Genomic DNA, 23711 nt, shown 5'->3' with positions numbered 1-23711 from the left:
TCTGCGGCCCTCCTCCTCGGTGGCCGTGTGGTCGGTCGCTCGGGGCGGGGTCAGCGCCGCTTCGGCTTGGCCGGGTAGTGCGGCGACCCGGGGACGAGGCCGGTGGCGCGGCTGTAGGCGAAGCTGATCGCGAACAGCGCGACGAGGAGCACGGCGTACTGGATGCCGTTGAGCAGCGGCACCGAGTCCACGGGCAGGGTGTAGGCCATGATCACCCGGATCGCGGAGTCGAGGATCATGCCGACGCCCCAGATCACCGTGTGGACCCGCATGCCGTGGCGGAACTTCGACGACCGCCCCCAGCACTCCTCCCAGGAGGCCCGCTCGGCCGCGCCCATGAACGCCGTCGAGAACGTGTAGATGAACGGCCGTGCCAGGGCGAGCGTGGCCAGGATCCAGATCCCGACCACGGCCGTGATGACGCCGTCGCGGGCCAGCGCGAACCGGGCGTCACCGGTGAGCAGCGAGGTGACGACCGTCAGCCCGATCACCGAGAGGGTGAGGGCGCCGATGGCGTCGAGGGTGCGGTGGCGGACCACGACGTAGATCGTGCGCACCGCGGGGGCGATCGCGCCGGCCAGCAGGGCGAGCACCTGGCCCACCCCGACGCCGCGGAGCACGTAGAAGATGACGATGGGGGCGACGACGTCGACCAGGATCGAGACCAGGGCCGAGTGCTGCGGGGCGTCGGTCGCCGCGGCGGGGCGGGCGGGCGCGGTGCGGGTCATGGTGTCCTCGGGATCCTCGGTGTCCTCGGTGTTCCGGGGTCGTGGGCGCTGGGGTCCGGGTGTCGCGGTCACGGCGCACCTCCGGTGGTGGCGCGGGTGAAGATCAGCACGAGCTGATCCGCGTAGGCGTGCACGTCGAGGGACGGGAACGCCGTCATCTGGGGTGGCACGGCGTCGACGGCGGCCCGGATGGTGCGGGCCATGACCGTCGCGTCGAAGTCGGTGAACTCCCCGTCCGCCTGTCCCTGCCGCAGCAGGGTGACCAGGGGCTCGACGACGGGGTCGGTGGAGCGGACGTCGTAGGCGAGGTCGCCGTCGTCGCCCCGGAAGGTGGAGAAGATGTCGATCAGGGCCCGGACCCGCTGCGGGTTGCGGGCGAGGAACGAGAGGTTGCCGCGCAGGTAGGCGGCCAGGCGCTCGGCGTGCGACGCCGCGTCCTCGACGTCGGGGCGAGCGCCCTCGGCGGCCTCGGTGTACACCGCGGTGACGACCTCGCGGATCAGCTCGTCCTTGCCGGTGAAGTGGTAGGAGATCACGCCCTTGCTGATCCCGGCGCGCGCCGCGATGCGGGCGAGGGAGGCCTGCTGCAGGCCGTCCTCGGCGATCACCGCCACGGTCGCGTCGATGATCTGCGAGCGGCGGGCGCGCTCGATGAAGGAGCGCTCCCCGTCCTGGCTGGACGGACGATTTTTTGTCCGCATGGCCAAATTTTGGCACGGACGGCCAGAGAGGTCAACGGCATCACGCCGTCCCGGCGGCCGGGTCCGCCTCGCGGGGGCTCACGACGGCGATGCGGTCGCCGGCCCGCACGGTGTCCGCGGGGACCACGTCCACGGCGGTCACGACGCCGTCGACCTCGCTGACCACCGGGATCTCCATCTTCATGGACTCCAGGAGCATCAGCTCGTCCCCGGCGGCCACCGGGTCGCCCGTGCCGACGGCGACCTCCGCCACCGTGGCCGGGATCTCGGCCTGGATCTCCTCGTCCATCGCGGCGACACCCTTCTCGTCCGGACCGGTGTGCCGCCGACCCTAGGGGCGCCGGGGCGTCACCGACCCCGGTCTAGGGGGCCGTCCGTGCAGGTCAGGGGGTCAGACGCCGACGGTGACCGGCTCCGCGGCCGCCTCGGCGCGGGCCGCTCGCGCACGCTTCGCGGCCTGGTCGAGCCGGAAGGCCACGACCCAGGCGACGGACCCGGCGACGACGCACACGACGATGACGATCCAGGCGAGGGCGTCGGGCAGGTAGCGGGCCAGGAACCAGGCGCGGGTCGCGCTGCCGGTGAGCTCGAGGACCGCCGGGATGATGCCCTGGGCGACGAGCACGAGCCCGCCGCCGACCCAGAGCAGCAGCTGCAGTGCGATGCCGGCGGGGCCGTGCGGGGTGGACGCCGCGTAGGCCTCGGCGACGCTGCGGGCGTCGGCGCGGTCGGCTCCGGCCCGCCCGCGGCCGCGGACGGCGGCCAGGACCTCCGGGCCGGTCGCCGCGAGGCGCCGGGCCGCCGCCGCCCCGCCGGCGAGTGCGACCGCCACGCCGACCACGGCGCCCACGGCCACGCCCGCCCAGGTCAGGGCGGGTACGTCGAGCACCCGGCCGACGACGGAGACGGCGATCCCGGGGGCCACCACCGCCAGCATCGCCGGCACGTAGGTGAGCAGGGCGGCGGTGACGGACCCGCCGTTGCCGCCGGTGCCGAGCCGGAAGGGCAGGCGGGCCGAGATCCAGGGGAACAGTCCAGCCGCGCCGCCGAGGGCCGCGACCAGGGCCGCGAGCGCCGTCGGGTCGCCGACCCCGGAGAGCCCGGCGACCAGCGGGGCCGCCGTGAGCACCAGGGCGATCGGCCCGGCCACGAGCAGGAACGCGAGCTGCCGGCCCCGCACGTCCGCGCGCTCGGCCCCGGGGGCGACCAGGACCGGCCAGAAGTCCCCGCCGGGCGCCCCGGGACGGTCGGTCGCCCCGTACGCGTTGGTGAGCCGGAGGGTGACCCAGAACAGCCAGCTCGCGCCGACCCAGCCCGCGAGGCCGGGGACCACGAAGAGCCAGGCGGACTCCGCGGTGGACGCCACGGCGTAGATGCGGCGGTTGCCGTCGCGCAGCCAGGTGCGCACCTCGACGCCCGCCGCGGCCCCCGTCGGGGTCGCCGGCAGGATCCGCCGGGGCGGACCGCCGGTGCGGCGCGACCCGGCGTGGCCGGTCCGGGTGGTGAGCCGGCGCTCGACCAGGACACCCCAGGCGAGGACCAGCAGCACCGCGAGCACGGCGAGGCCCGCCAGCGGCGCGACGACGAGGACGACGTCCCCGCGGGCGGCGGCCGTGACCGCCACCGCCGACCACGCCGACGGCAGGGCGAGTGCGACCCCGGAGAGCTCGGCGGCACGACCCTCGACGAGCGCCGGGACCAGGCCCTCGACCAGGTAGTGCAGGGAGAAACCGGCGGCGCAGAGCAGCACCACCAGGGCGAGCCCGAACACCTCGCCGCGCCGCGACCCCATCGCCGAGCCGATGGTCGCGTCGAGGACGACCGCGACGAGCACGACGACGGCGAGCTGCAGGACGGCCGCCGGCACCGCGACCAGGGCGGCGGTGACGCTCCCGGTGCCGATGCCGAGTCCGACGAGCGCGGCGAGCCCCAGGAGCGTCACCAGGGGGCCGACGCCGACCCCCTTCGTCACGAGCAGGCCGCGGGCGAGGCGCCGGGGCGGGATCGGCAGGAGGGCGAAGTGCTCGGGGCGCATCGACTCGTCGCGCCCGATCGGCGTCATCGGTCCCACCGCCCAGCCGACCGCCCACACGAGCAGCACGATCGCGACCAGGCCGCCGGTGGCGTCGACGAGCGCCGCCCACCACGTGACGGCGGCGAGGCCGAGCCCGAGCACCAGGCCGAGCGCGACACCGGCGGCCCGGCCGCCGGACAGGGACCGCCGCAGCACCGCCAGCCGCATCCGCACGAGGGTGCCGGTCATGTCAGCGCCCGAGCCAGGTGAGCTCGTCGGCCCCGGACGCCGAGCCGCCGACGAGGGCGACGAAGGCGTCCTCGAGGGTGCCGCCGCCGCGGACCTCGTCGGTGGTGCCGGCCGCGACCACGCGGCCGTCGGCGATCACCGCGACCCGGTCGCAGACCTGCTCGACGACGGCCATGACGTGGCTGGAGAGGATGACCGACCCGCCGTCGTCGACCACGCGGCGCAGCATCGTGCGGATCGTCGCGGCCGAGACCGGGTCGACCGCCTCGAACGGCTCGTCGAGGACCAGCAGCCGCGGGGTGTGCAGCAGGGCCGCGGCCACCCCGACCTTCTTGCGCATGCCGGTGGAGTAGTCGCCGACCGCGGTCTCCTCGGCGCCGCGCAGGTCGAGCACCCCGAGCAGGTCGTCGACGCGGCGGTCGACCGTCGCGCCGTCGAGGCCGCGGAGCAGCCCGAAGTAGGTCAGCACCTCGCGGCCGGTCAGCTTCTCCGGCAGCGACAGCCCGTCGGGCAGCACTCCCATGAGCGCGCGGGCGCGCCCGGGGTCGGACCACACGTCCACCCCGTACACCGCCGCGGAGCCGGCGTCGGGCCGCAGCAGGCCGACCGCCATGGACAGCGTGGTGGTCTTGCCCGCCCCGTTCGGCCCGACCAGGCCGAAGAACGAGCCCGCCGGGACGTCCAGCCCCACCCCGTCGACCGCGACGGTGGCGCCGAAGGCCTTGCGGAGGCCCGCGAGGTGCAGGGCGGGGGCCGGCAGCGCCACGGTGTCGGTCACGACGCCTCCTTCGCAGGGGGTGGGGACCCGTGATCATCCCGGGTCGGACGGTGTTTCACGACCCCGCCGGGCCGTTCGTCACCGAGAGTTCGTGCGCGCGACGCGGCTCGACCTCGGCGCGCAGCCAGTCGTGGACCAGCTCCGCGGCCTCCGGGGAGTGCTCGGTGAGCATCGAGAAGTGGTTCCCGGGCGCGTCCACGGCGGTGTGCTCATAGGGCCAGCGGGACTGCCAGCCCTCCTCGTGGGTCCACGGGCCGAGCGGCTCGGAGGCCCGCACGAGCAGCGTCGGGACGACGTTCGGGCTGGGCACCCACTCCTTGAGCAGGTCGAACCACGCGCCGGTCGCGGTGAGCCGGGTGTCGTCGACCGGCACGTAGCTGCGCTCCCGGACGAACATGCCGCCGGTCAGGTCGTCCTGCCACTCCTGCATCACGTGCATCGTCTCGCCGGTGTAGGTGTCGGCCATGACGAGCGCCGCGAGCGGGCTGCCGGTGCGCTCGAGGTGCACGGCGAGGGCGTGCGCGACGATCGCGCCCGCGGAGTGCCCGAACAGGACGAAGGGCCGGTCCCCGACGGCCTCGGCGACCGCACGCTCCAGGGTGGCCATGGCGACGTCGGCGTCGGCGGGCAGCAGCTCCCCCTCGTTGTAGCCCGGGAGCGAGAGCGCCCACACGTCGCGGCGCCCCCGCAGGGTGGCGGCCATCCGCGCGAACTCGTGCGGTCCGGCCACGGCGGCCATCCCGCTGCAGCACACCAGCGGGAGCGGCCCGCCGTCCCCGCCGTCCTCCGGTCCGCGGGCCAACCGCAAGGTGCCCGCCGACCTCGCCTGCGCCGGGTCGGTGTAGCGGGGCCGGAAGCGCGCGACGTCGGTGAGCATCGTCATCAGCTCGGTGGTGTGCCCGCTGCCGACGGACTCCTGGTAGAGCGAGGTCAGCAGGCCCCGGCCGCCCTCGCCGGAGGCCCCGGCCCGCTCGCCGAGCAGCACGTCGGTGAGGTGCTGGGCGAGGACCGTCGGGGTCGGGTGGTCGAACAGGACGGTGGGCGCGAGCTCGACGCCGGTGTCCGCGCGCAGCCGGTTGCGCATCTCCACCGCGGTCATGGAGTCGAAGCCGGTCTCGAGGAACGGGGCGTCGGGCTCGACGTCGTCGGGTGCGCCGTGGCCCAGCACGGCGGCCGCCCGCCGGCGGACGAGGTCGAGGAGCAGCTCGAGCCGTTCGCTCGGGCCCGCCGCCCGGAGCCGGTCGGCCAGGTCCCGGGCGTCGGTGGCCGCGTCCTCGACGACGCGGCGGTGCTCGTCGGCGTGCGCCCGGGCCTCGGGCAGGTCCGCGACCAGCGGGCGGGGTGCGCCGGAGGTGTAGCCGGGCAGGAAGGCCGACCAGTCGACGTCGACCACGGCCACGACGCCCGCGTCCTCGGTCAGCGACGTCGCCAGCACGTCGAGGGCGGTGTCGGGCGCGACCACGCCGATCCCCCGCCGGCGGAGCTCCTCCGCCGCGCGGATCCCCAGGTCGTCGTCCTCGGCGGGCGTCCAGGGTCCCCACGCGACGGCGAGGGTGCGACCGCCGCGGGCCCGACGGCGGGCCGCGAGCGTCTCCAGCGCCGCACCGGCCGCGGCGTACGCGCCCTGGCCGCCGCTGCCCCAGACCCCGCCCATCGTCGCAAACAGGACCAGGGCCGTCCCCGGAGCGACAGCGGCGTCGAGGACCTCCGCCCCGCGCAGCTTGGCGTGCAGCGCGTCGTCGAGGTCGTCGGGCGCGAGGTCGTGCAGCCCGGCCATCCGGTCGGTGCCCGCGGCGTGCACCACGGTGTCCGGCCGGACCTCGTCGACCAGCCCGCGCACGGTGGCCGCGTCGGTGACGTCACCGGTGACCAGCCGGACGGGGGTCCCGTCGGCGGTGATCGCCGCGACGGCGGCGGCGGTCGCCGGCGAGGGGTCCCGACGGCGGGTCAGGACGACGAGCGCGTCGGACCGCGCGGCGAGCCCGCGCAGGAGATCCGGCCCGTGGCGGCCGGTGGCGCCGGTGACGAGCACCGTCCCGAGCCGGTCGTCGGCCGATGCCCCGGACCCGGACCCGGCGGGGACCCGGTCGAGGCGGGCGACCAGCGCCCCGCCGTCGCGGATCGCGACGACGTCCTCGACGGCGCCGGAGAGCACCGCGGCGAGGAGCGGGCCGTCGTCGGGCCGGTGGCCGTTCGTGCCGTGGCCGTTCGTGCGGTGCCCGTTCGTCCCGGGCCCGTTCGTGCCGTGGCCGTTCGTGCGGTGCCCGTTCGTGCGGTGCCCGTCGGTCCGCTCCCGCGGCGGGAGGTCCACGAGCCCGCCCCAGCGGGCGGGTTGCTCGAGGGCGACGACGCGGGCGAGGCCCCGGACCGCGGCCTGGTCGGGGTCCGCGAGCCGCGCGGTCGTGGCGTCGGTGGCCGCTCCCCCGCGGGTCACGAACCAGACGCGGCCGGGGACCGCCGCGTCGGCGAGCGCGTCGAGGGACAGCAGGGCCGCCCCCGCCGCGTCCCGGCCCGCCCCGTCCAGGACCACGACGACGCCGTCGGGGCGCGCGGCGGCCAGGGGCCGCAGCACGTCCACGGCGGCGGCACGCCCGGCGGGCAGGGCGACGGTGGTGGGGTCGACGGGGCCCTCCAGGGCGCCGCGGACCTGCTCGGCCGTCCCGGTGTCGGCGCCGGGCGCGGTCACGACGAGCCACGACCCGGTGGGGCGCGACGCCTCGGTCCGGGCCGCGGGGACCCAGGACACGCGGTAGCGCAGGGCGGCGCTCACCGCGCGGGCCTCGTCCCGCCGGGTCCGTGCCGCGAGGGCGGGCACGACCTCGGCCAGGGGCGCGTCGGGGTCGACCGCGAGGGCCTCGGCGACCTCGGCGACGTCCCCGCGCGCGACGAGCGCCGCGAGGCCGGCGGGGTCGGCGGGGAGTGCCGTCGTCGTGGTCGGCTCGGGCCAGAAGCGGCGGTGCTGCCAGGGGTAGGTGGGCAGGTCGGCCGGGGTGCCTCCGAACGCGTCGCGGGCGGGGGCGTGGCCGCGCACGAACAGGGCACCGAGCGCGGTCAGGAGGTCGGCGACCTCGTCGCGGTCGCGGCGCAGCGAGGGGACGGCCGCCTCCGCGCCGAGGAGCTCGCCGACGGCGGGGGTGAGGACGGCGTCGGGGCCGAGCTCGAGGACCGTCCCCGCGTCGAGCGCCCGCACGGTGTCGGCGAACCGCACCGTGTCGCGGACGTGGGCCACCCAGTGCTCGGGGTCGGTGACACCGTCGCGGCGGCCGTTGGAGATCACCGGCAGGTGCGGCTCGTGGAAGGTCAGGCCGGACACGACGCGGCGGAGGTCGTCGAGCACCGGGTCCATGCGCCGCGAGTGGAACGCGTGCGAGACGGTCAGGGGCCGGGTGCGGCGCCCGAGCGCGCGGAACTCCTCGGCGACGGCGGCCACCGCAGCCTCGTCACCGGAGATCACGCACGCCTGCTCGCCGTTGACGGCCGCGAGGTCGACCCCGTCCCGGAGGTGCTCGCGCACCTCGGCCTCGGAGGCGGCCACCGCGACCATCGCCCCGCCCTCGGGGAGGTCCTGCATCAGTCGGCCGCGCGCGTCGACGAGCCGGCAGGCGTCGTCGAGGTCGAGGACCCCGGCCACGTGCAGGGCGGTGATCTCGCCGATCGAGTGCCCGCCGACGACGGCGGGGGTGATCCCGTGCGCGGCGAGGAGCCGGTAGAGCGCCGTCTCCACGGCGAACAGCCCGGCCTGGGCGTGGCGGGTGCCGGCCAGCGCCCCGGCGTCGTCGCCGAGCACGACGTCGCGGACCTCGGTGGGGAAGCGGGCGCAGACCTCGTCGAACGCGGCGGCGAACACCGGGAACGCGGCGGCGAGGGCGCGGCCCATCCCGGGGCGCTGCGACCCCTGGCCGGTGAACACGACCGCGAGGGAGCCGGAGACCGGGGCGCCGGGGCGGGTCGCGCCGGTGGCGATCGCGTCCAGGCCCGCGAGCAGGGCGTCGCGGTCGCCGGCGACGGCGGCCCGGGCGGCGAACGGCGTCCGCGCGGCGAGGGCGGAGGCCACGTCGCGGGGCGCGGCCCCGGGGTGCTCGTCGGCCCAGCGGCGCAGCGCGCGGGCACCGGCGGCGAGCGCCTCGTCGGTGCGCGCCGACAGCAGCCACAGCGCCGGACTCTCGTCCGGGGCGGGCGCCGGGTCCTCGGACGTGGACTCGAGGACGACATGGGCGTTGGTCCCGGAGATCCCGAAGGAGGACACCGCGGCCCGGCGCGGCCGGTCGACCGCGGGCCAGGGGCGGCTCGCGGCGAGCAGCGACACCGCGCCGGCCGACCAGTCCACGTGTCCCGACGGCGCGTCGGCGTACCGGGAGGCCGGCAGGACCCCGCGGCGCAGCGCCTCGATCATCGTGATCACGCCCGCGACACCGGCCGCGGCCTGCGTGTGTCCGATGCTCGACTTCACCGACCGCAGCCACAGCGGCTCGCCGTCGCGACCCTGCCCGTAGGTGGCCATGAGGGCCTGGGCCTCGATGGGGTCGCCGAGGGCGGTGCCGGTGCCGTGGCCCTCGACGACGTCGACGTCGGCGGGGCTGAGCCCGCCGGCCGCGAGGGCGGCGCGGATGACCCGCTGCTGGGCGGGGCCGTTCGGGGCGGTGAGCCCGTGCGAGGCCCCGTCCTGGTTGACCGCGCTCCCCCGCACCGTCGCGAGGACCCGGTGGCCGTGCCGGCGGGCGTCGGAGAGCCGCTCGACGAGCAGCACGCCGACGCCCTCGCCCCAGCCCGTGCCGTCGGCGCCCTCGGCGTAGGACCGGCACCGGCCGTCGGAGGCCAGCCCGCCCTGCCGGTGGAACTCCGCGAACAGCGCGGGGGTGGACATCACGGTGGCGCCGCCGGCGAGCGCGAGGTCGCACTCCCCGCGCTGCAGGGCCGTGACGGCGAGGTGCAGCGCCACCAGCGACGCCGAGCAGGCGGTGTCGACGGTCAGCGCCGGGCCCTCGAGCCCGAGGGCGTAGGCGACGCGGCCGGAGACGACGCTCGCGGCGTTGCCGGTGCCGAGGAACCCCTCGGCCTCGGCGAGCTGCGGGGACGCGGTGAGCAGCGCGGTGTAGTCCCCGCCGTTGGTACCGGCGTAGACCCCGGTGCGGCTGCCGCGCAGGGTCCGCGGGTCGATCCCGGCCCGCTCGACGGCCTCCCACGCGGTCTCGAGGAGCAGGCGCTGCTGCGGGTCCATGGCCACGGCCTCGCGCGGGGAGACCCCGAAGAACTCGGCGTCGAACCCGGCGACGTCGTCGAGGAACCCGCCCTCGCGCACGATCCCGTCGTGACCGAGGGCGCCGGCGTCCCACCCGCGGTCGCGCGGGAACGGGCGGAACGCGTCGGTGCCGGCGGCGACCACGTCCCACAGGGCCTCCGGCGAGTCCGCGCCGCCGGGGAAGCGGCAGGCCGTCCCGACCACGACGACCGGGTCGTCGTCGAGGGCGGCCGCAACCGGCCCGGCGGTGGTGGCGCCACCGGCCCCGGTCCGCTCGAGCAGGTGACGGGCGAGCGCCGTCGGGTCGGGGTGGTCGAAGACGACGGTGGTCTCCAGGGCGAGCCCGGTGGTCGCGGCGAGGCGGTGGCGCAGCTCGACCGCGGTGAGGGAGTCGACGCCGAGGTCGGCGAAGGCCCGGTCGGGCTCGACGTCCTCGGCATAGCCCAGGACCGTCCGGACCGCGTCCTGCACCGCGGCGAGCGCGGACTCCGGGGTCGCCGTGTCGGCCCAGGTCCGGGCCGCCTCGTCGGCGCCCGAGGGCGCCGACGGGGTCGCATCCGCGCGGGCGCGACGCACGGCGGGGATCCCGTCCAGGACGCGTGCGGGGTGCGCCACGGCGAACACCGGCCAGTCGACGTCGGCGACGACCACGGTGGTGTCGCCGCGGGCGACGGCGGTGTCGAGGGCGCGGACGGCGGCGGTCGGGGCCATCGGGACGATACCGCTGCGGCGCAGCCGGACCGCGACCTCGTCGGCGGCGGCCATGCCGTCGCCCGCCCAGGCGCCCCAGGCGATCGCCGTCGCCGGCCGTCCGGTGGCGCGGCGGCGGGCGGCGAGGGCGTCGAGGTGGGCGTTGGCGGCGGCGTAGGAGCCCTGCCCCGGCCCGCCGACGGCCCCCGCGAAGGCCGAGAAGAGCACGAAGGCGGCGAGGTCGGCGGCGGCGGTGAGCTCGTCGAGCAGGACCGCCGCGTCGACCTTGGCGCGCAGCACCGTCGCGAGCCGGTCGGCGTCGAGGGCGTCGAGCATCCCGTCGTCGAGGACGGCCGCGGTGTGCACGACGGCGCGCAGCGGGACGTCGGCGGGCACGGCGGCCAGGGCGGCCGCCAGCGCGTCGCGGTCGGCCGCGTCGGCGGCGGCCAGGGTCACCCGGGCGCCCCGCTGCTCGAGGTCGCCGCGCAGCGCCGCGGCGCCGGGGGCGTCGGCGCCGCGGCGGGAGAGCAGCAGGACGTGCTCGGCGCCCGCGTCGACGGCCCAGCGCGCGACGTGCCCGCCGAGCGCACCGGTGCCCCCGGTGACGAGGACGGTGCCGTCGAGCCGGACCGGCGCGGTCTCGCCGCCGGCGGGCTCGGGGCGCAGCCGGCGGGCGAGCACCCCGCGGCCGCGGACGGCGAGCTCGGTCTCGCCGTGTGCGCCGGTGAGGCAGGCCGCCAGGGCGGTCGCGGGGTCGGACGTGGCGGGCAGGGCCGGCAGGTCGACCACGCCGCCCCACCGCTGGAGGTGCTCGAGGACCGCGACGCGGCCGAGCCCCCAGAGCTGCGCGGCGGCCGGGGACACGACCGGGTCGTCACCCGCCGTCGTGACCGCCCCGCGGGTGACGCACCACAGGCGGCCGGCACCGGCCTGCACCAGCGCGAGGGCGGCGGTCGTCGCCGCGGGGACCGTCGCGGGGTGGGTCGGGTCGGCCCCGACGACGAGCACGATCCCGTCCGGGGCGCCGTCGGGCAGGGCGTCGGTCGCGACCGCGACGACGTCGGCGCCGGTGCCGGTGAGGGCCCGGCGGACGAGCTCGGCCTCCGGTCCGTCGGTCCCGCCGTCGGGCGTGACGAGCCACCAGGTGCCGCCGGCCGTGGGCGGCCCGGGGTCGGCCGGCTGCCAGGTCTCGGCATGCCGCCACCGCTCCGGGCCGGTGCGCCGGCGGGCCTGGCGCCACGCGGCCAGCAGCGGCACGGCCGGGGCCAGCGCCGCGGCCGGCTCGACGATGACCCCGCCGCCGACCTCCGCCGGCCCCACCCCGAGGACGTCGGCGACGGCGTGCGGGTCGCCCGCGTCGACCGCGGCCCAGAAGCCGGCCTCGTCGGCCGAGGCCGCCGGCAGCGCGGCGGGGTCGATCTCGGGCCAGAAGCGGCGCCGGCGGAAGGGGTAGGTGGGCAGGTCGACGTGGCCCGCGCCGGGCAGGACGGCGTCCCAGTCCGGGCTGCGCCCGGCGACGTGCAGCTGCGCGAGCGCGGTGGTCAGCGCGCGGGTCTCGGGCTGCCCGTCGCGCAGGGTGGTGACGACGTGGGCGTCGGGCACCACCGTCCGCGCCATCGCGGCGAGGACGGCGTCGGGCCCGACCTCGAGGTAGGTGGTGACGCCGCGGCCGCCCAGCGCGGTGAGCGCGTCGGCGAAGCGGACCGTGCCGCGGACGTGGCGCACCCAGTGGCCGGGGTCGGCGAGCTCGGCCGGGTCGACGACGTCGCCGGTGAGGGCGGACACCACGGGCACGGTCGCGGGCCGGGCGGTCAGGCCGGAGGCGGCGGGCCGGAAGCGGTCGAGGACGGGATCCATGTGCGGCGAGTGGAAGGCGTGGCTGACGGTGAGCGCCCGGCTGCGCCGGTCGCCGAGGGCCGCGACGACCGCGGCGACCTCGTCCGGGCCGCCGGCGACGACCACCGCGCGCGGGCCGTTGACGGCGGCGAGGTCGACGCCGTCGCGGCCGGCGAGCAGCGGGGCCACCTCCTCGGCGGACGCCTCGATCGCGGTCATCGCCCCGCCGGCCGGGGCGGCGGCGAGGATCGCGCCGCGGGCGACGACGAGCGCGACGGCGTCGTCGAGGTCCAGGGCACCCGCGACGTGCGCGGCGGTGATCTCGCCGACCGAGTGGCCGGCGACGACGTCGGGCCGGATCCCCCACGCGGCGAGCTGCCGGGCGAGGGCCACCTCGAGCGCGAACAGGGCGGGCTGGGTGTACTCGGTGCGGTCGAGCAGCGCGGCGTCCGCAGTGCCGGGGTCGGCCAGGACCAGGTCGCGCAGCGGCCGGTCGAGGTGGCGGTCGGCGGCGGCGCAGATCTCGTCGAGGGCCGCGGCGAACACCGGCAGGGCCGCGTACAGCTCCCGCCCGGCCCCTGCACGCTGCGCGCCCTGCCCGGTGAACAGCATGGCGAGGCGGGTCCGGCCCCGGGCCCGCCCGACGACGGCGTCGGGCGCCGGTTCCCCGCCCGCCAGGGCGGTGAGGCCGGCGCGCGCCGCGGCCGGGTCGTCGGCGACGACGACGGCCCGGTGCTCGAGGTGCGCCCGGTCGAGGGCGGCCGCGCGGGCGAACACCGGCAGGGATCGGTCGGGGACCGCGGCGGCGAGCCGGCCGGCGGCGGCCGCGAGGGCCTCGGGGTCGTGCCCGGAGACCGGGATCGCGACCGGCCCCGACCCGCCGTCGGGAACGGGGATCGGCTCGTCGACCGGCGGCGCCTCCTCGAGCACCGCGTGCGCGTTCGTGCCCGAGACCCCGAAGGCGGAGACGCCGATGCGGCGCGGGCGGGCGGGGTCGCGGGGCCAGTCGACGGCGTCGGTGAGCAGCCGGACGTCCCCGGCGGACCAGTCGACGTGGGTGGACGGGGCGTCGACGTGCAGGGTGCGCGGCAGCCGGTCGTGCTGCAGGGACAGGACCGCCTTGACCACGCCCGCGACCCCGGCCGCGGCCTGCGTGTGGCCGAGGTTGGACTTGACCGAGCCGAGCCAGAGCGGCCGGTCGCGGTCGCGGCCGTAGGTGGCGAGCAGGGCACCGGCCTCGATCGGGTCGCCGAGCGTGGTGCCGGTGCCGTGCGCCTCGACGGCGTCGACGTCGCCGGGGGCGAGCCCGGCCGCGGTCAGGGCGGCCCGGATGACGCGCTGCTGGGCCGGGCCGCTGGGCGCGGAGAGGCCGTTGGAGGCGCCGTCGGAGTTCATCGCCGAGCCGCGCAGGACCGCGAGGACCGGGTGCCCGCGGCGGCGGGCGTCGGAGAGCCGCTCCACGAGCACGGTCGCGGCGCCCTCGCCCCAGCCGGTGCCGTCGGCGGCGTCGGCGAACGGCTTGCACCGGCCGTCGGCGGCCAGGCCGCGCTGGCGGGAGAAGCCGATGAGCATGCCGGGGGTGGACATGACGGTGACGCCGCCGACGAGGGCGAGGTCGCACTCGCCGCCGCGCAGGGCCTGGGCCGCGAGGTGCAGCGCGACGAGCGAGGCGGAGCAGGCGGTGTCGACGGTGACCGCGGGGCCCTCGAGCCCGAACGTGTAGGCGACCCGGCCGGAGATGACGCTGCCGGCGCTGCCGGTGACCATGAAGCCCTCGGCGCCGTCCTGCGCCGCCATCCCGAGCAGCGACGGGTAGTCCTGGTAGTTCACGCCCGCGAACACGCCGGTGGCGGAGCCGCGCAGCGACGTCGGGTCGATCCCGGCGCGCTCGAAGGCCTCCCACCCGAGTTCGAGCAGCAGGCGCTGCTGCGGGTCCATCGCGAGGGCCTCGCGCGGGCTGATGCCGAACAGGCCGGGGTCGAAGTCGGGGGCGTCGCGGACGAAGGCGCCGGCCCGCACGTAGGAGGTGCCGCTGGCGCCGGGGTCCGGGTCGTAGAGGGCGTCGAGGTCCCAGCCACGGTCTTCGGGGAGGTCGCCGACCGCGTCGACCCCGTCCGCGAGCAGGTCCCACAGGGTCTCGGGGCTGTCCGCCCCGCCGGGGAGCCGGCAGCTGACCGCGACGACCACCACGGGGTCGTCGGGGTCGACCGCGACCGGCGCGGGGGCGGTCGGGACGGTCTCGACGGTCGCGTCGCCGGTGAGCTCCAGGAGGTGGCCGGCGACGGCGGCCGGTGTCGGGTGGTCGAAGACGAGGGTCGACGGCAGTGCACGCCCGACGGCGGCCCCGAGCGAGTTGCGCAGCTCGACCGCGGTGAGCGAGTCGATCCCGAGGTCGCGGAAGGGACGGTCGGGGTCGAGGTCGGCCTCGGCGTGGCCGAGCACCGCGGCGGCGCGCTTCGTGACGAACGCCGTCGCCGCGGCGGTGCGCTCCCCCGCGGGCAGGTCGGCGAGCAGCGCGGACCAGGGCGAGGCGTCCTCCGGCGCGTCCTCCTCGCGGTCCGCGGCGTAGGCGGCGAGCAGCGGGGACGGGCGGGCGGCGGTGAAGCCGGCGGCGAAGCGGGGCCAGTCGACGTCGGCGACGACGAGCGTGGTGTCCCCCGCGGTGACGGCGTCGGTCAGGGCGGTGCTCGCGCGGGCGGGGTCCATCGGGCGCAGCCCCGCGCGGCGCAGTCGCTCCTCCTGCGGTCCGACCTCCGCCAGCCCGCCGCCGCCCCACGCGCCCCACGCGATCGCGGTGGCCGGACGGCCGTCGGCGCGGCGGCGGGCGGCGAGGGCGTCGAGGACGGCGTTCGCGGCGGCGTAGTTGCCCTGCCCGGCGCTGCCGATCGCGCCGGCGAGCGAGGAGAACAGCACGAACGCGTCGAGGTCGCCGGTCAGGGCGTCGAGGTGCTCGGCCGCGGCGACCTTGGGCGCGAGGACGGTGGCGAACCGGTCGGGGGTCAGGGCGTCGACGACCCCGTCGTCGAGGACCCCGGCGGCGTGCAGGACGGCGGAGAGCGGCCGGTCCGCGGGCACGTCGTCGAGGAGGGCGGCGAGGGCGTCGCGGTCGGCGACGTCGCAGGCGGCGACGGTGACCTCGGTGCCCTGCGCGGCGAGCTCGGCGACGAGGTCGTCGACGCCGGGGGTGTCGGGCCCGCGGCGGCCGGTGAGGAGCAGGTGCGGGGCACCGAGCCGGGCGAGGTGACGCGCGACCTGGCTGCCGACGCCGCCGGTGCCACCGGTGATCAGCACGGTGCCGCGGGGCGTCCACGCGCCGTCGACGTCGGGCGCCGGGGCGGGTTCGAGTCGGCGCACCGACACGCCGGTCGGGCGCAGGGCGAGCTGGTCCTCGGTGCCTGCCGCGAGCGCGTCGGCGAGGCGGGCGACGGCGCGGTCGTCGAGCGCGTCGGGCAGGTCGACCAGGCCGCCCCAGCGGTCCGGGTGCTCGAGGGCGACGACGCGCCCGAGGCCCCAGAGCGCGGCGCCGGCGGGGTCGGTCACCCGGTCCGCACGGCCGGTGGTGACCGCGCCGCGGGTCGCCACCCACAGCCGCGCCGCACCACCCGCGTCGGTGAGGGCCCGGACCGTCGTCGCGAGCCGGGCCGCGTGGGTCGCGGCGCGATGCGCGGTGTCGCCGTCGGCGGGGCCGAGCGCGAGCAGGGAGAGCACCCCGTCGGGGGCCTCGGCGACGAGGCGCGCGGCGAGGTCGGCGCGGTCGACGTCCTCGGGGACCGTGAGCACGGTCGCGTCGTCGAAGGCCGCCGCGAGGTCCGGCCCGTCCGGCGGGGTGAGCAGCAGCCACCGGCCGGCGGGGCGACCGTCCGCGGAGGCCCGGGGGGTCCAGCGCTCCCGGTGGCGCCAGCCGTCGAGCGTGGCCCGTTCGCGACGACCTCGGCGCCAGCGGGCGAGGTCGGGCAGGGCCGACCGGACGGGGTCGGTGAGCTCGCCGTCCAGGGCGGCAGCCAGGGCGTCGGGGTCCTCGGACTCGACGGCGGCCCAGAAGGCGGCCTCGTCGGGGTTCGTGGCCGCGGCGACGGTCGCGGCCACCGCGGCGGGGTCGACGGTCGGCCAGTAGTGACGGTGGTCGAAGGCGTAGGTCGGCAGGCCTGTGACCGGCTCGGCGTCGCCGATGACGGCATCCCAGTCGGGGGTCACGCCGCGGACGTGCAGGGCGGCCAGCGCCAGCAGGGCCTGCCGGCGGGTGCCGTGATCGCGACGCAGGGTCCCGACCACCAGGGCGTCCGGGGCGGTGTCCCCGACCGGCCCGGTGAGCACCGGGTGGGGGGAGACCTCGACGAAGATGCCGTGGCCCTGCTCGGCAAGTGCTTCGACGGCTTGCTGGAGCTGGACGGGGCGTCGGAGGTTCTCCGCCCAGTAGCCCGCATCCATGTCTGCGGTGTCCAGCAGCTCTGCTCGGACGGTGGAGAACAGCGGAATGGCGCCGGTGACCGGGCTCAGCCCGTCGAGCTCCCTGGTGATCGTGTCGACGACCGCGTCCACGTGCTGCGAGTGCGACGCGTAGTCCACCGCGATCCGCTTCACCTCGACCGGGGACTGCGCGATGAACGCCTCGACCGCTGGGACGTCACCCGAGACCACGGTGCTGGCGGGCCCGTTGACTGCCGCGATCGACAGGCCGTCGGGAAGCTCGAGCTCTCCCGCGGGCAGCGGCACCGAGGCCATCGCCCCGTGCCCCGCCAGGTGCTCCCGGATCACCGTCGCGCGACGCGCCACCACCCGAGCGCCCTGCTCGACGCTCAGCCCACCGGCCACGACCGCCGCGGCGATCTCACCCTGGGAGTGGCCCACCACCGCCGAGGGCATGACACCCCACGAGCGCCACAGCTTGGCCAGGGCGACCATCACCGCCCACGACGCGCACTGCACCCCCACGACGTCGAACGACTCATCCCCACCGTCGACGAGTGCGGCATACAGGTCCCAGCCGAGCATCGGTTCGAGCGCGGCGCAGCACTCTCCGAGCGCGTCGGCGAACACCGGCTCCTCGCCGACCAGCGCGGCAGCCATCCCCACCCACTGCGCCCCCTGACCCGGGAACACGAACACCACCGACGGATCCGGGTCGCCGCGCAGCACGCCGGAGACCGCCGACGGCGCGGGCTCGCCGAGGGCGACCGCGTCCAGGCCGGCCAGCAGACCGTCGCGGTCCCCCACCACCACCGCTCGGTGCTCCAGCGACGCCCGCGTGCGCACCAACCCGGCCGCCACACCCGACGTCAGGAACCCGCTGTTCTCCCGGGCCCACGCGGCCAACCGCCTCGCCTGCCCGGCCAGCGCCCCCGCCGACCGCGCCGAGAGGACCCACGGCTGTGCGAGTGGAGCCGTTCTGACGTCAGACGTCAGCAACGGACCATCGCTGACACCGGAGGTGGCCGGCGGCGCCTCCAGCACCACGTGCGCATTCGTCCCCGACACCCCGAACGACGACACGCCCGCCCGGCGGGGGCGGTCGCCGGTCTCGGGCCACGCCCGGGACGCGGTCAGCAGCTCCACCGCGCCGGCGGACCACTCCACGTGCGGCGACGGCTCGTCGACGTGCAGGGACGCGGGCAGCACTCCGTGCCGCAGCGCCTCCACCATCTTGATCACGCCGGCGACGCCCGCCGCGGCCTGGGTGTGCCCGATGTTCGACTTCACCGAGCCGAGCCACAGGGGTTCGGACCGCTCGACGGCGCCGTAGGTCGCGAGGAGGGCCTGCGCCTCGATGGGGTCGCCGAGGGTCGTGCCGGTGCCGTGCGCCTCGACCGCGTCCACGTCGGCGGGGCCCAGCCCGCCGGCGGCGAGCGCGGCGCGGATGACCCGCTGCTGCGACGGGCCGTTCGGCGCGGTCAGGCCGTTCGACGCCCCGTCCTGGTTCACCGCGGACCCGCGGACCACGGCCAGCACCTCGTGCCCGAGCCGCTCGGCGTCCGACAGCCGCTCGACCAGCAGCATGCCGATGCCCTCGGAGAAGCCCGTCCCGTCGGCCGCGGCGGCGAACGCCTTGCACCGGCCGTCGACCGAGAGGCCGCGCTGCCGGGCGAACTCGACGAACAGGCCCGGCGTGGCCATCACCGTCACGCCGCCGACCAGCGCCGCGGTGCACTCCCCCGACCGCAGCGCGTGCGCGGCCCAGTGCAGGGCCACCAGCGACGCCGAGCAGGCCGTGTCCAGCGTGACCGCCGGCCCCTCGAGCCCGAAGGTGTAGGACAGCCGCCCGGACAGCACGCTGGCGGTGTTGCCGGTGGCGACGTAGCCGTCCGAGCCGCCGGCGCCGACGAGCAGGGCCCCGTAGTCCTGGCCGTTGGTGCCGATGAACACGCCGGTCCGGGTGCCGCGCAGCGAGGTCGGGTCGACGCCCGCCCGCTCGCACGCCTCCCACGCGGTCTCCAGCACGAACCGCTGCTGCGGGTCCATGCCGAGTGCCTCGCGCGGGCTGATGCCGAACAGGGACGCGTCGAAGGCGCCCGGGTCGTCGAGGAACCCGCCGGTGCGGGTGTAGGTCGTGCCGGGGTGGTCGGGGTCGGGGTCGTGGAGCCGGTCGAGGTCCCAGCCCCGGTCGGCCGGGAAGTCGGACATGAGGTCCCGGTCGGCGACGAGCGCCTCCCACAGGGCCTCCGGGGTGTCGACGCCCCCGGGGAAGCGGCAGGCCATGCCCACGATCGCGATGGGGTCGTCGTCGGTGGCGGGCCCGACGACGGCGGGGGTCGGCCCGACGCCGGCGTCGGTGCCGGTGATCCCGGCGGCGAGGTGGTCGGCGAGGGCCCGCGGGGTCGGGTGGTCGAAGACGAGGGTGACCGGCAGCCGCACCCCGGTCGCGGTCCCGAGGCGGTTGCGGAGCTCCACCGCGGTGACCGAGTCGAAGCCGAGGTCGGAGAACGCCCGCTCGGCGGGGACGTCCTCGGCGCCGGTATGCCCGAGCACGGCGGCGACCTGGTCGCGGACCAGCCCGAGGAGGGCACGGTCGCGCTCGGCGGCGGGGAGGGCCCGCAGGCGGGAGGCGACGTCGTCGCCGGGCTCGTCGCCCGTCGTCGTGGTCGCACCGAGGGCCACGACGTCGGGGATCTCGGAGAGCAGCGGGCTCGGGCGGGTGGCGGTGAAGGCGACGTGGAAGCGGTCCCACTCGACGTCGGCGACCGTGAGGAACGGCTCGTCGTGCTCGACGGCCTGCTCCATGACGGCGAGCGCCAGGTCGGGCGCCATCTCGGGCATGCCGTGACGGGAGAGCAGCTCGCCGAGCTCGCCCTCGGCCATGCCGCCCTCGGCCCAGGCGCCCCAGGCGATCGCGGTGGCGGGCAGGCCGAGCCCGCGGCGGTGCACGGCGAACGCGTCGAGGAAGGCGTTCCCCGGCGCGTAGTTGCCCTGCCCCGGGGTGCCGAACGACGCCGAGATCGAGGAGAACAGGACGAACGCGTCGAGGTCGCGGTCGCGGGTCAGCTCGTCGAGGTGGGCGGTGCCGGCCACCTTCGGCCGCAGCGCGTACTCGACCTCGACCGGCGTGAGCGCCTCGATCACGGAGTCGTGCAGGGCCGCGGCGGTGTGGACGACGGCGGACAGGTCGTCGATCCCGTCGAGCAGCGCGGCGAGGGCGTCGCGGTCGGCCACGTCGCAGGCGGCGATCGTGACGCGGGCGCCGAGCGCGGCCAGCTCCTCGCGCAGCTCGGCGGCGCCGGCGGCGGCGTCGCCGCGGCGGCTCGTCAGCACGAGGTGTGCGGCACCGCGGCGGGCAGCCCAGCGGGCGACGTGCCCGCCGAGGGCGCCGGTCCCGCCGGTGACCAGCACGGTGCCGTGCGGGTTCCATGACCGTGTCGGCGTCGCGTCGCGCAGCGGGGCCCGGTCGAGACGGCGCGCGAGGACGCCGGAGGGGCGGATCGCGAGTTGGTCCTCGGTCGGCCCGGCGACGACGGCGGCGAGCCGGTCGGCCGCGGTCGCGTCGAGGTCGGGCGGCAGGTCGACCAGCCCGCCCCAGCGCTGCGGGTACTCCAGGCCCATCACCTGCCCGAGGCCCCACACGAGCGCCTGATGCGGGTGGTCGAGTCCCTCGGCGCGCGAGGTCGCGACGGCCCCGCGGGTCAGGCACCACAGCGGCGCCCCGACCTTCGCGTCCCCGAGTCCCTGGACCAGCGCGAGGGTGGCGGCGAACCCCGCGGGCACGGCGGGGTGCCCCGGCAGCGGGGTCTCGTCGAGCACCAGCAGGGACAGCACGCCCGCGACCGGCTCCTCGTCGACCGCGTCCCGGAGCGCGTCGGCGACGGCACTCCGGTCCTGCGTCGGGGTGGCGACGACGACGGGGGTCGCGCCGGCCCGGGTCAGGGCGTCGCCGATCACCTCGACCCCGTCGACCCCGGCCTCCAGCACCACGACGAGCCAGCGGCCGGTCAGGGCCGGACGCGGCAGGTCGGTGACCGGGCGCCAGGCGATCCGGTAGCGCCAGCCGTCCACGGTCGCGGTGCGGCGGGCGTCGCGGTGCCAGTCGGCGAGGGCGGGCAGCACCTCGTGGAGCGGACGGTCGGTCCCGACGGCGAGGGTGGTGCCGACCGCGTCGACGTCGCCACGCTCCACGGCGTCCCAGAACCGTTGCTCGACGGCCGAGCCGCCGATCCCCGGGGCCGGGTCCGCCCACGCCGGCGTCTCGGGCCAGTAGTGCCGGCGGTCGAAGGCGTAGGTCGGCAGGTCCTTGACCGGGGTCGCCTCGCCGATGACAGCGTCCCAGTCCGGCGTGATCCCGCGGACGTACAGGGCGGCGAGTGCGAGGAGGGCCTGCTGACGGGTGCCGTGGTCACGGCGCAGGGTCCCGACCACCAGGGCGTCCGGGGCGGTGTCGCCCACCGGCCCGGTGAGCACCGGATGCGGCGAGACCTCCATGAAGATCGAGTGACCGCGCTCGACGAGGGCCTCGACGGCGTGCTGGAGCTGCACGGGACGGCGGAGGTTCTCCGCCCAGTACCCGGCGTCCATCGCTGTGGTGTCGAGGAGTTCTGCTCGGACCGTGGAGAACAGTGGGGTGGTGCTCGTCTGTGGTGTGAGCCCGTCGAGCTCGGTGGTGATCGTGTCGACGACCGCGTCGACGTGCTGCGAGTGCGACGCATAGTCGACGGCGATCCGCTTGGCTTCGACCGGGGACGCCGCGAGGAACGCCTCGACGGCTTCGACATCGCCGGAGACCACGGTGGAGGCGGGCCCGTTGACCGCAGCGATCGAAAGACCGTCCGGCAACTCGAGTTGCGCAGCGGGCAGCGGCACCGAGGCCATCGCCCCGTGCCCGGCGAGGTGCTCGCGAATGATGGCGGCGCGGCGCACGACGACCCGGGCGCCCTGCTCCACCGTGAGCCCACCGGCCACGACCGCGGCGGCGATCTCACCCTGCGAGTGACCGACGACCGCCGACGGCGTGACACCCCACGACGCCCAGAGCTTCGCCAGGGCGACCATCACCGCCCACGACGCACACTGCACCCCCACCACATCGAACGACTCATCGCCGCCGTCGAGCAGCGCGGCGTGCAGGTCCCAGCCCAGATGCGGCTCCAACGCCGCACAGCACTCGGCCAGCGCCTCGGCGAACACCGGCTCCTCGCCGACGAGCGTGCGGGCCATTCCCGCCCACTGCGCCCCCTGACCCGGGAACACGAACACGGGGCCGGGGCGCACCGACCCGGCGAGCCCGCTCACTGCCTGACCGGTCGGCTTCCCCTCCGCGATCGCGTCCAGGCCGGCCAGCAGCTCGTCCCGATCGCCGACCACGACCGCCCGGTGCTCCAGCGACGCCCGCGTGCGTACCAACCCGGCCGCCACACCCGACGTCACGAACCCGTCGTGCTCTCGGGCCCAGGCGGCCAACCGCTCGGCCTGGCCGCGCAGCGCGCCCGACGACCGTGCCGAGAGCACCCACGGCTGCACCAGCCGTGGCCCACCACTGACACCCAATGGCAGCCGTGTGCCACCACTGACATCCGGCTCTCCACCGTCGGCCAGTGGCCGTGTCCCGTCGCTGACACTCGACGGCAGCCGTGTGCCACCGCTGACACCCGGCGCCGACTCCAGCACCACGTGCGCGTTCGTGCCGCTGATCCCGAACGACGACACCGCCGCCCGCCGCGGGCGGTCACCGACCTCCGGCCACTCCCGGGCCGACGCCAGCAGCGACACCGCGCCCGCCGACCAGTCGATCCGGCTCGACGGCTCGCCCGCGTGCAGCGACGCCGGCAGCACGCCGTGCCGCATCGCCATGATCATCTTGATGACGCCGGCGGCTCCGGCCGCGGCCTGCGTGTGCCCGAGGTTCGACTTCACCGAGCCGAGGAACAGTGGCTCGTCGCGCTCGGCGGCACCGTAGGTGGCGAGCAGGGCCTGGGCCTCGATCGGGTCGCCGAGGGTCGTGCCGGTGCCGTGGGCCTCGACGGCGTCCACGTCCACGGGGGTGAGGCCGGCGGCCGCGAGGGCGTCGGCGATGACCCGCTGCTGCGACGGGCCGTTCGGGGCCGTCAGCCCGCTCGAGGCGCCGTCCTGGTTGACCGCCGAGCCCCGCACCACCGCGAGCACGGGGTGCCCCAGCCGCTGGGCGTCGGAGAGCCGCTCCACCAGCAGCATCGCCGCGCCCTCGGACCATCCGGTGCCGTCCGCGGACTCCGCGAACGACTTGCACCGACCGTCCGCGGCCAGGCCCTTCTGGGCGCTGAAGTTGACGAAGGTCGTCGGGGTCGCCATGACGGTGACGCCGCCGGCGAGGGCGCGGTCGCACTCCCCCGCCCGCAGCGCCTGGCAGGCCAGGTGCAGCGTCACCAACGACGACGAGCACGCCGTGTCCACGGTGACGGCGGGTCCCTGCAGGCCGAGGACGTAGGAGACGCGGCCGGAGATGACGCTGCCGGTGTTGCCGGTGCCGACGAAGCCGGCCGAGGCCTCCGGGATCGCGACGAGCCGGGAGGCGTAGTCGTGGTACATCACGCCGGCGAACACCCCGGTCCGTGATCCCCGGGCGGTGGTCGGGTCGATCCCCGCCCGCTCGAACGCCTCCCACGAGGTCTCCAGCAGCAGCCGCTGCTGCGGATCCATCGCCAGCGCCTCGGCCGGCGAGATGCCGAACACCGCGCCGTCGAAGCGGGGCGCGTCGTAGAGGAAGCCGCCCTGGTCGGAGTAGCTGGTGCCGGGGTGGTCGGGGTCGGGGTGGTAGAGCCGGTCGAGGTCCCAGCCACGGTCGGTCGGGAAGCCCGCGACCGCGTCGGCGCCCTCCTCGACCAGCGCCCAGAGGTCCTCCGGCGAGGCGACCCCGCCCGGGTAGCGGCAGCCGATCCCGACGATCGCGATCGGCTCGGTCCGCGCCGCCTCGACGTCGCGCAGCTCCTGCCGGGTCTGGTGGAGGTCGGCGGTGACCCGCTTCAGGTACTCGCGGAGCTTGCCCTCATCGGCCATGGGATCCTCGCGGGGTCTCGGGTCG

At 77.1% G+C, this 23711-nt stretch carries 6 protein-coding genes; all 6 read right to left on the bottom strand.

Annotated elements, in window-relative coordinates; translation table 11 throughout:
• Positions 1-50: 50 nt before the first annotated feature.
• Positions 51-728: a VC0807 family protein gene (locus tag WCD74_RS23310; RefSeq protein ID WP_337697283.1), complete on the bottom strand. Its 678-nt coding sequence runs from the start codon at positions 726-728 to the stop codon at positions 51-53.
• Between the two features lie 68 nt (positions 729-796).
• Positions 797-1429: a TetR/AcrR family transcriptional regulator gene (locus WCD74_RS23305; RefSeq protein ID WP_337697282.1), complete on the bottom strand. Its 633-nt coding sequence runs from the start codon at positions 1427-1429 to the stop codon at positions 797-799.
• A gap of 40 nt (positions 1430-1469) precedes the next feature.
• A complete protein-coding gene (locus WCD74_RS23300) occupies positions 1470-1718 on the bottom strand; it encodes a biotin/lipoyl-binding carrier protein (RefSeq protein WP_337697280.1) in 249 nt (82 codons plus the stop codon).
• Between the two features lie 102 nt (positions 1719-1820).
• A complete protein-coding gene (locus WCD74_RS23295; protein ID WP_337697279.1) occupies positions 1821-3692 on the bottom strand; it encodes a hypothetical protein in 1872 nt (623 codons plus the stop codon).
• 1 nt (position 3693) lies between these two features.
• Positions 3694-4470, bottom strand: coding sequence for an ABC transporter ATP-binding protein (locus WCD74_RS23290; RefSeq protein ID WP_337697278.1), 777 nt, complete (start codon positions 4468-4470; stop codon positions 3694-3696).
• Between the two features lie 55 nt (positions 4471-4525).
• The gene (locus tag WCD74_RS23285; protein ID WP_337697277.1) at positions 4526-23686 is read right to left on the bottom strand and encodes a type I polyketide synthase; all 19161 of its coding nucleotides are present in this window, start codon (positions 23684-23686) and stop codon (positions 4526-4528) included.
• Between the last annotated feature and the right edge of the window lie 25 nt (positions 23687-23711).

It is taken from the genome of Actinomycetospora aurantiaca (genome assembly GCF_037401875.1).
Taxonomy (GTDB): Bacteria; Actinomycetota; Actinomycetes; order Mycobacteriales; family Pseudonocardiaceae; genus Actinomycetospora; species Actinomycetospora aurantiaca.
Note: the sequence above shows the minus strand (reverse complement) of the source record. Positions and strands in the feature narration are given on the sequence as shown.

Bases quoted from the DNA above. Each gene is read 5' to 3' on its own strand.
- WCD74_RS23310 (WP_337697283.1), bottom strand. From the start codon at position 728: ATGACCCGCACCGCGCCCGCCCGCCCCGCCGCGGCGACCGACGCCCCG.
- WCD74_RS23305 (WP_337697282.1), bottom strand. From the start codon at position 1,429: ATGCGGACAAAAAATCGTCCGTCCAGCCAGGACGGGGAGCGCTCCTTC.
- WCD74_RS23300 (WP_337697280.1), bottom strand. From the start codon at position 1,718: ATGGACGAGGAGATCCAGGCCGAGATCCCGGCCACGGTGGCGGAGGTC.
- WCD74_RS23295 (WP_337697279.1), bottom strand. From the start codon at position 3,692: ATGACCGGCACCCTCGTGCGGATGCGGCTGGCGGTGCTGCGGCGGTCC.
- WCD74_RS23285 (WP_337697277.1), bottom strand. From the start codon at position 23,686: ATGGCCGATGAGGGCAAGCTCCGCGAGTACCTGAAGCGGGTCACCGCC.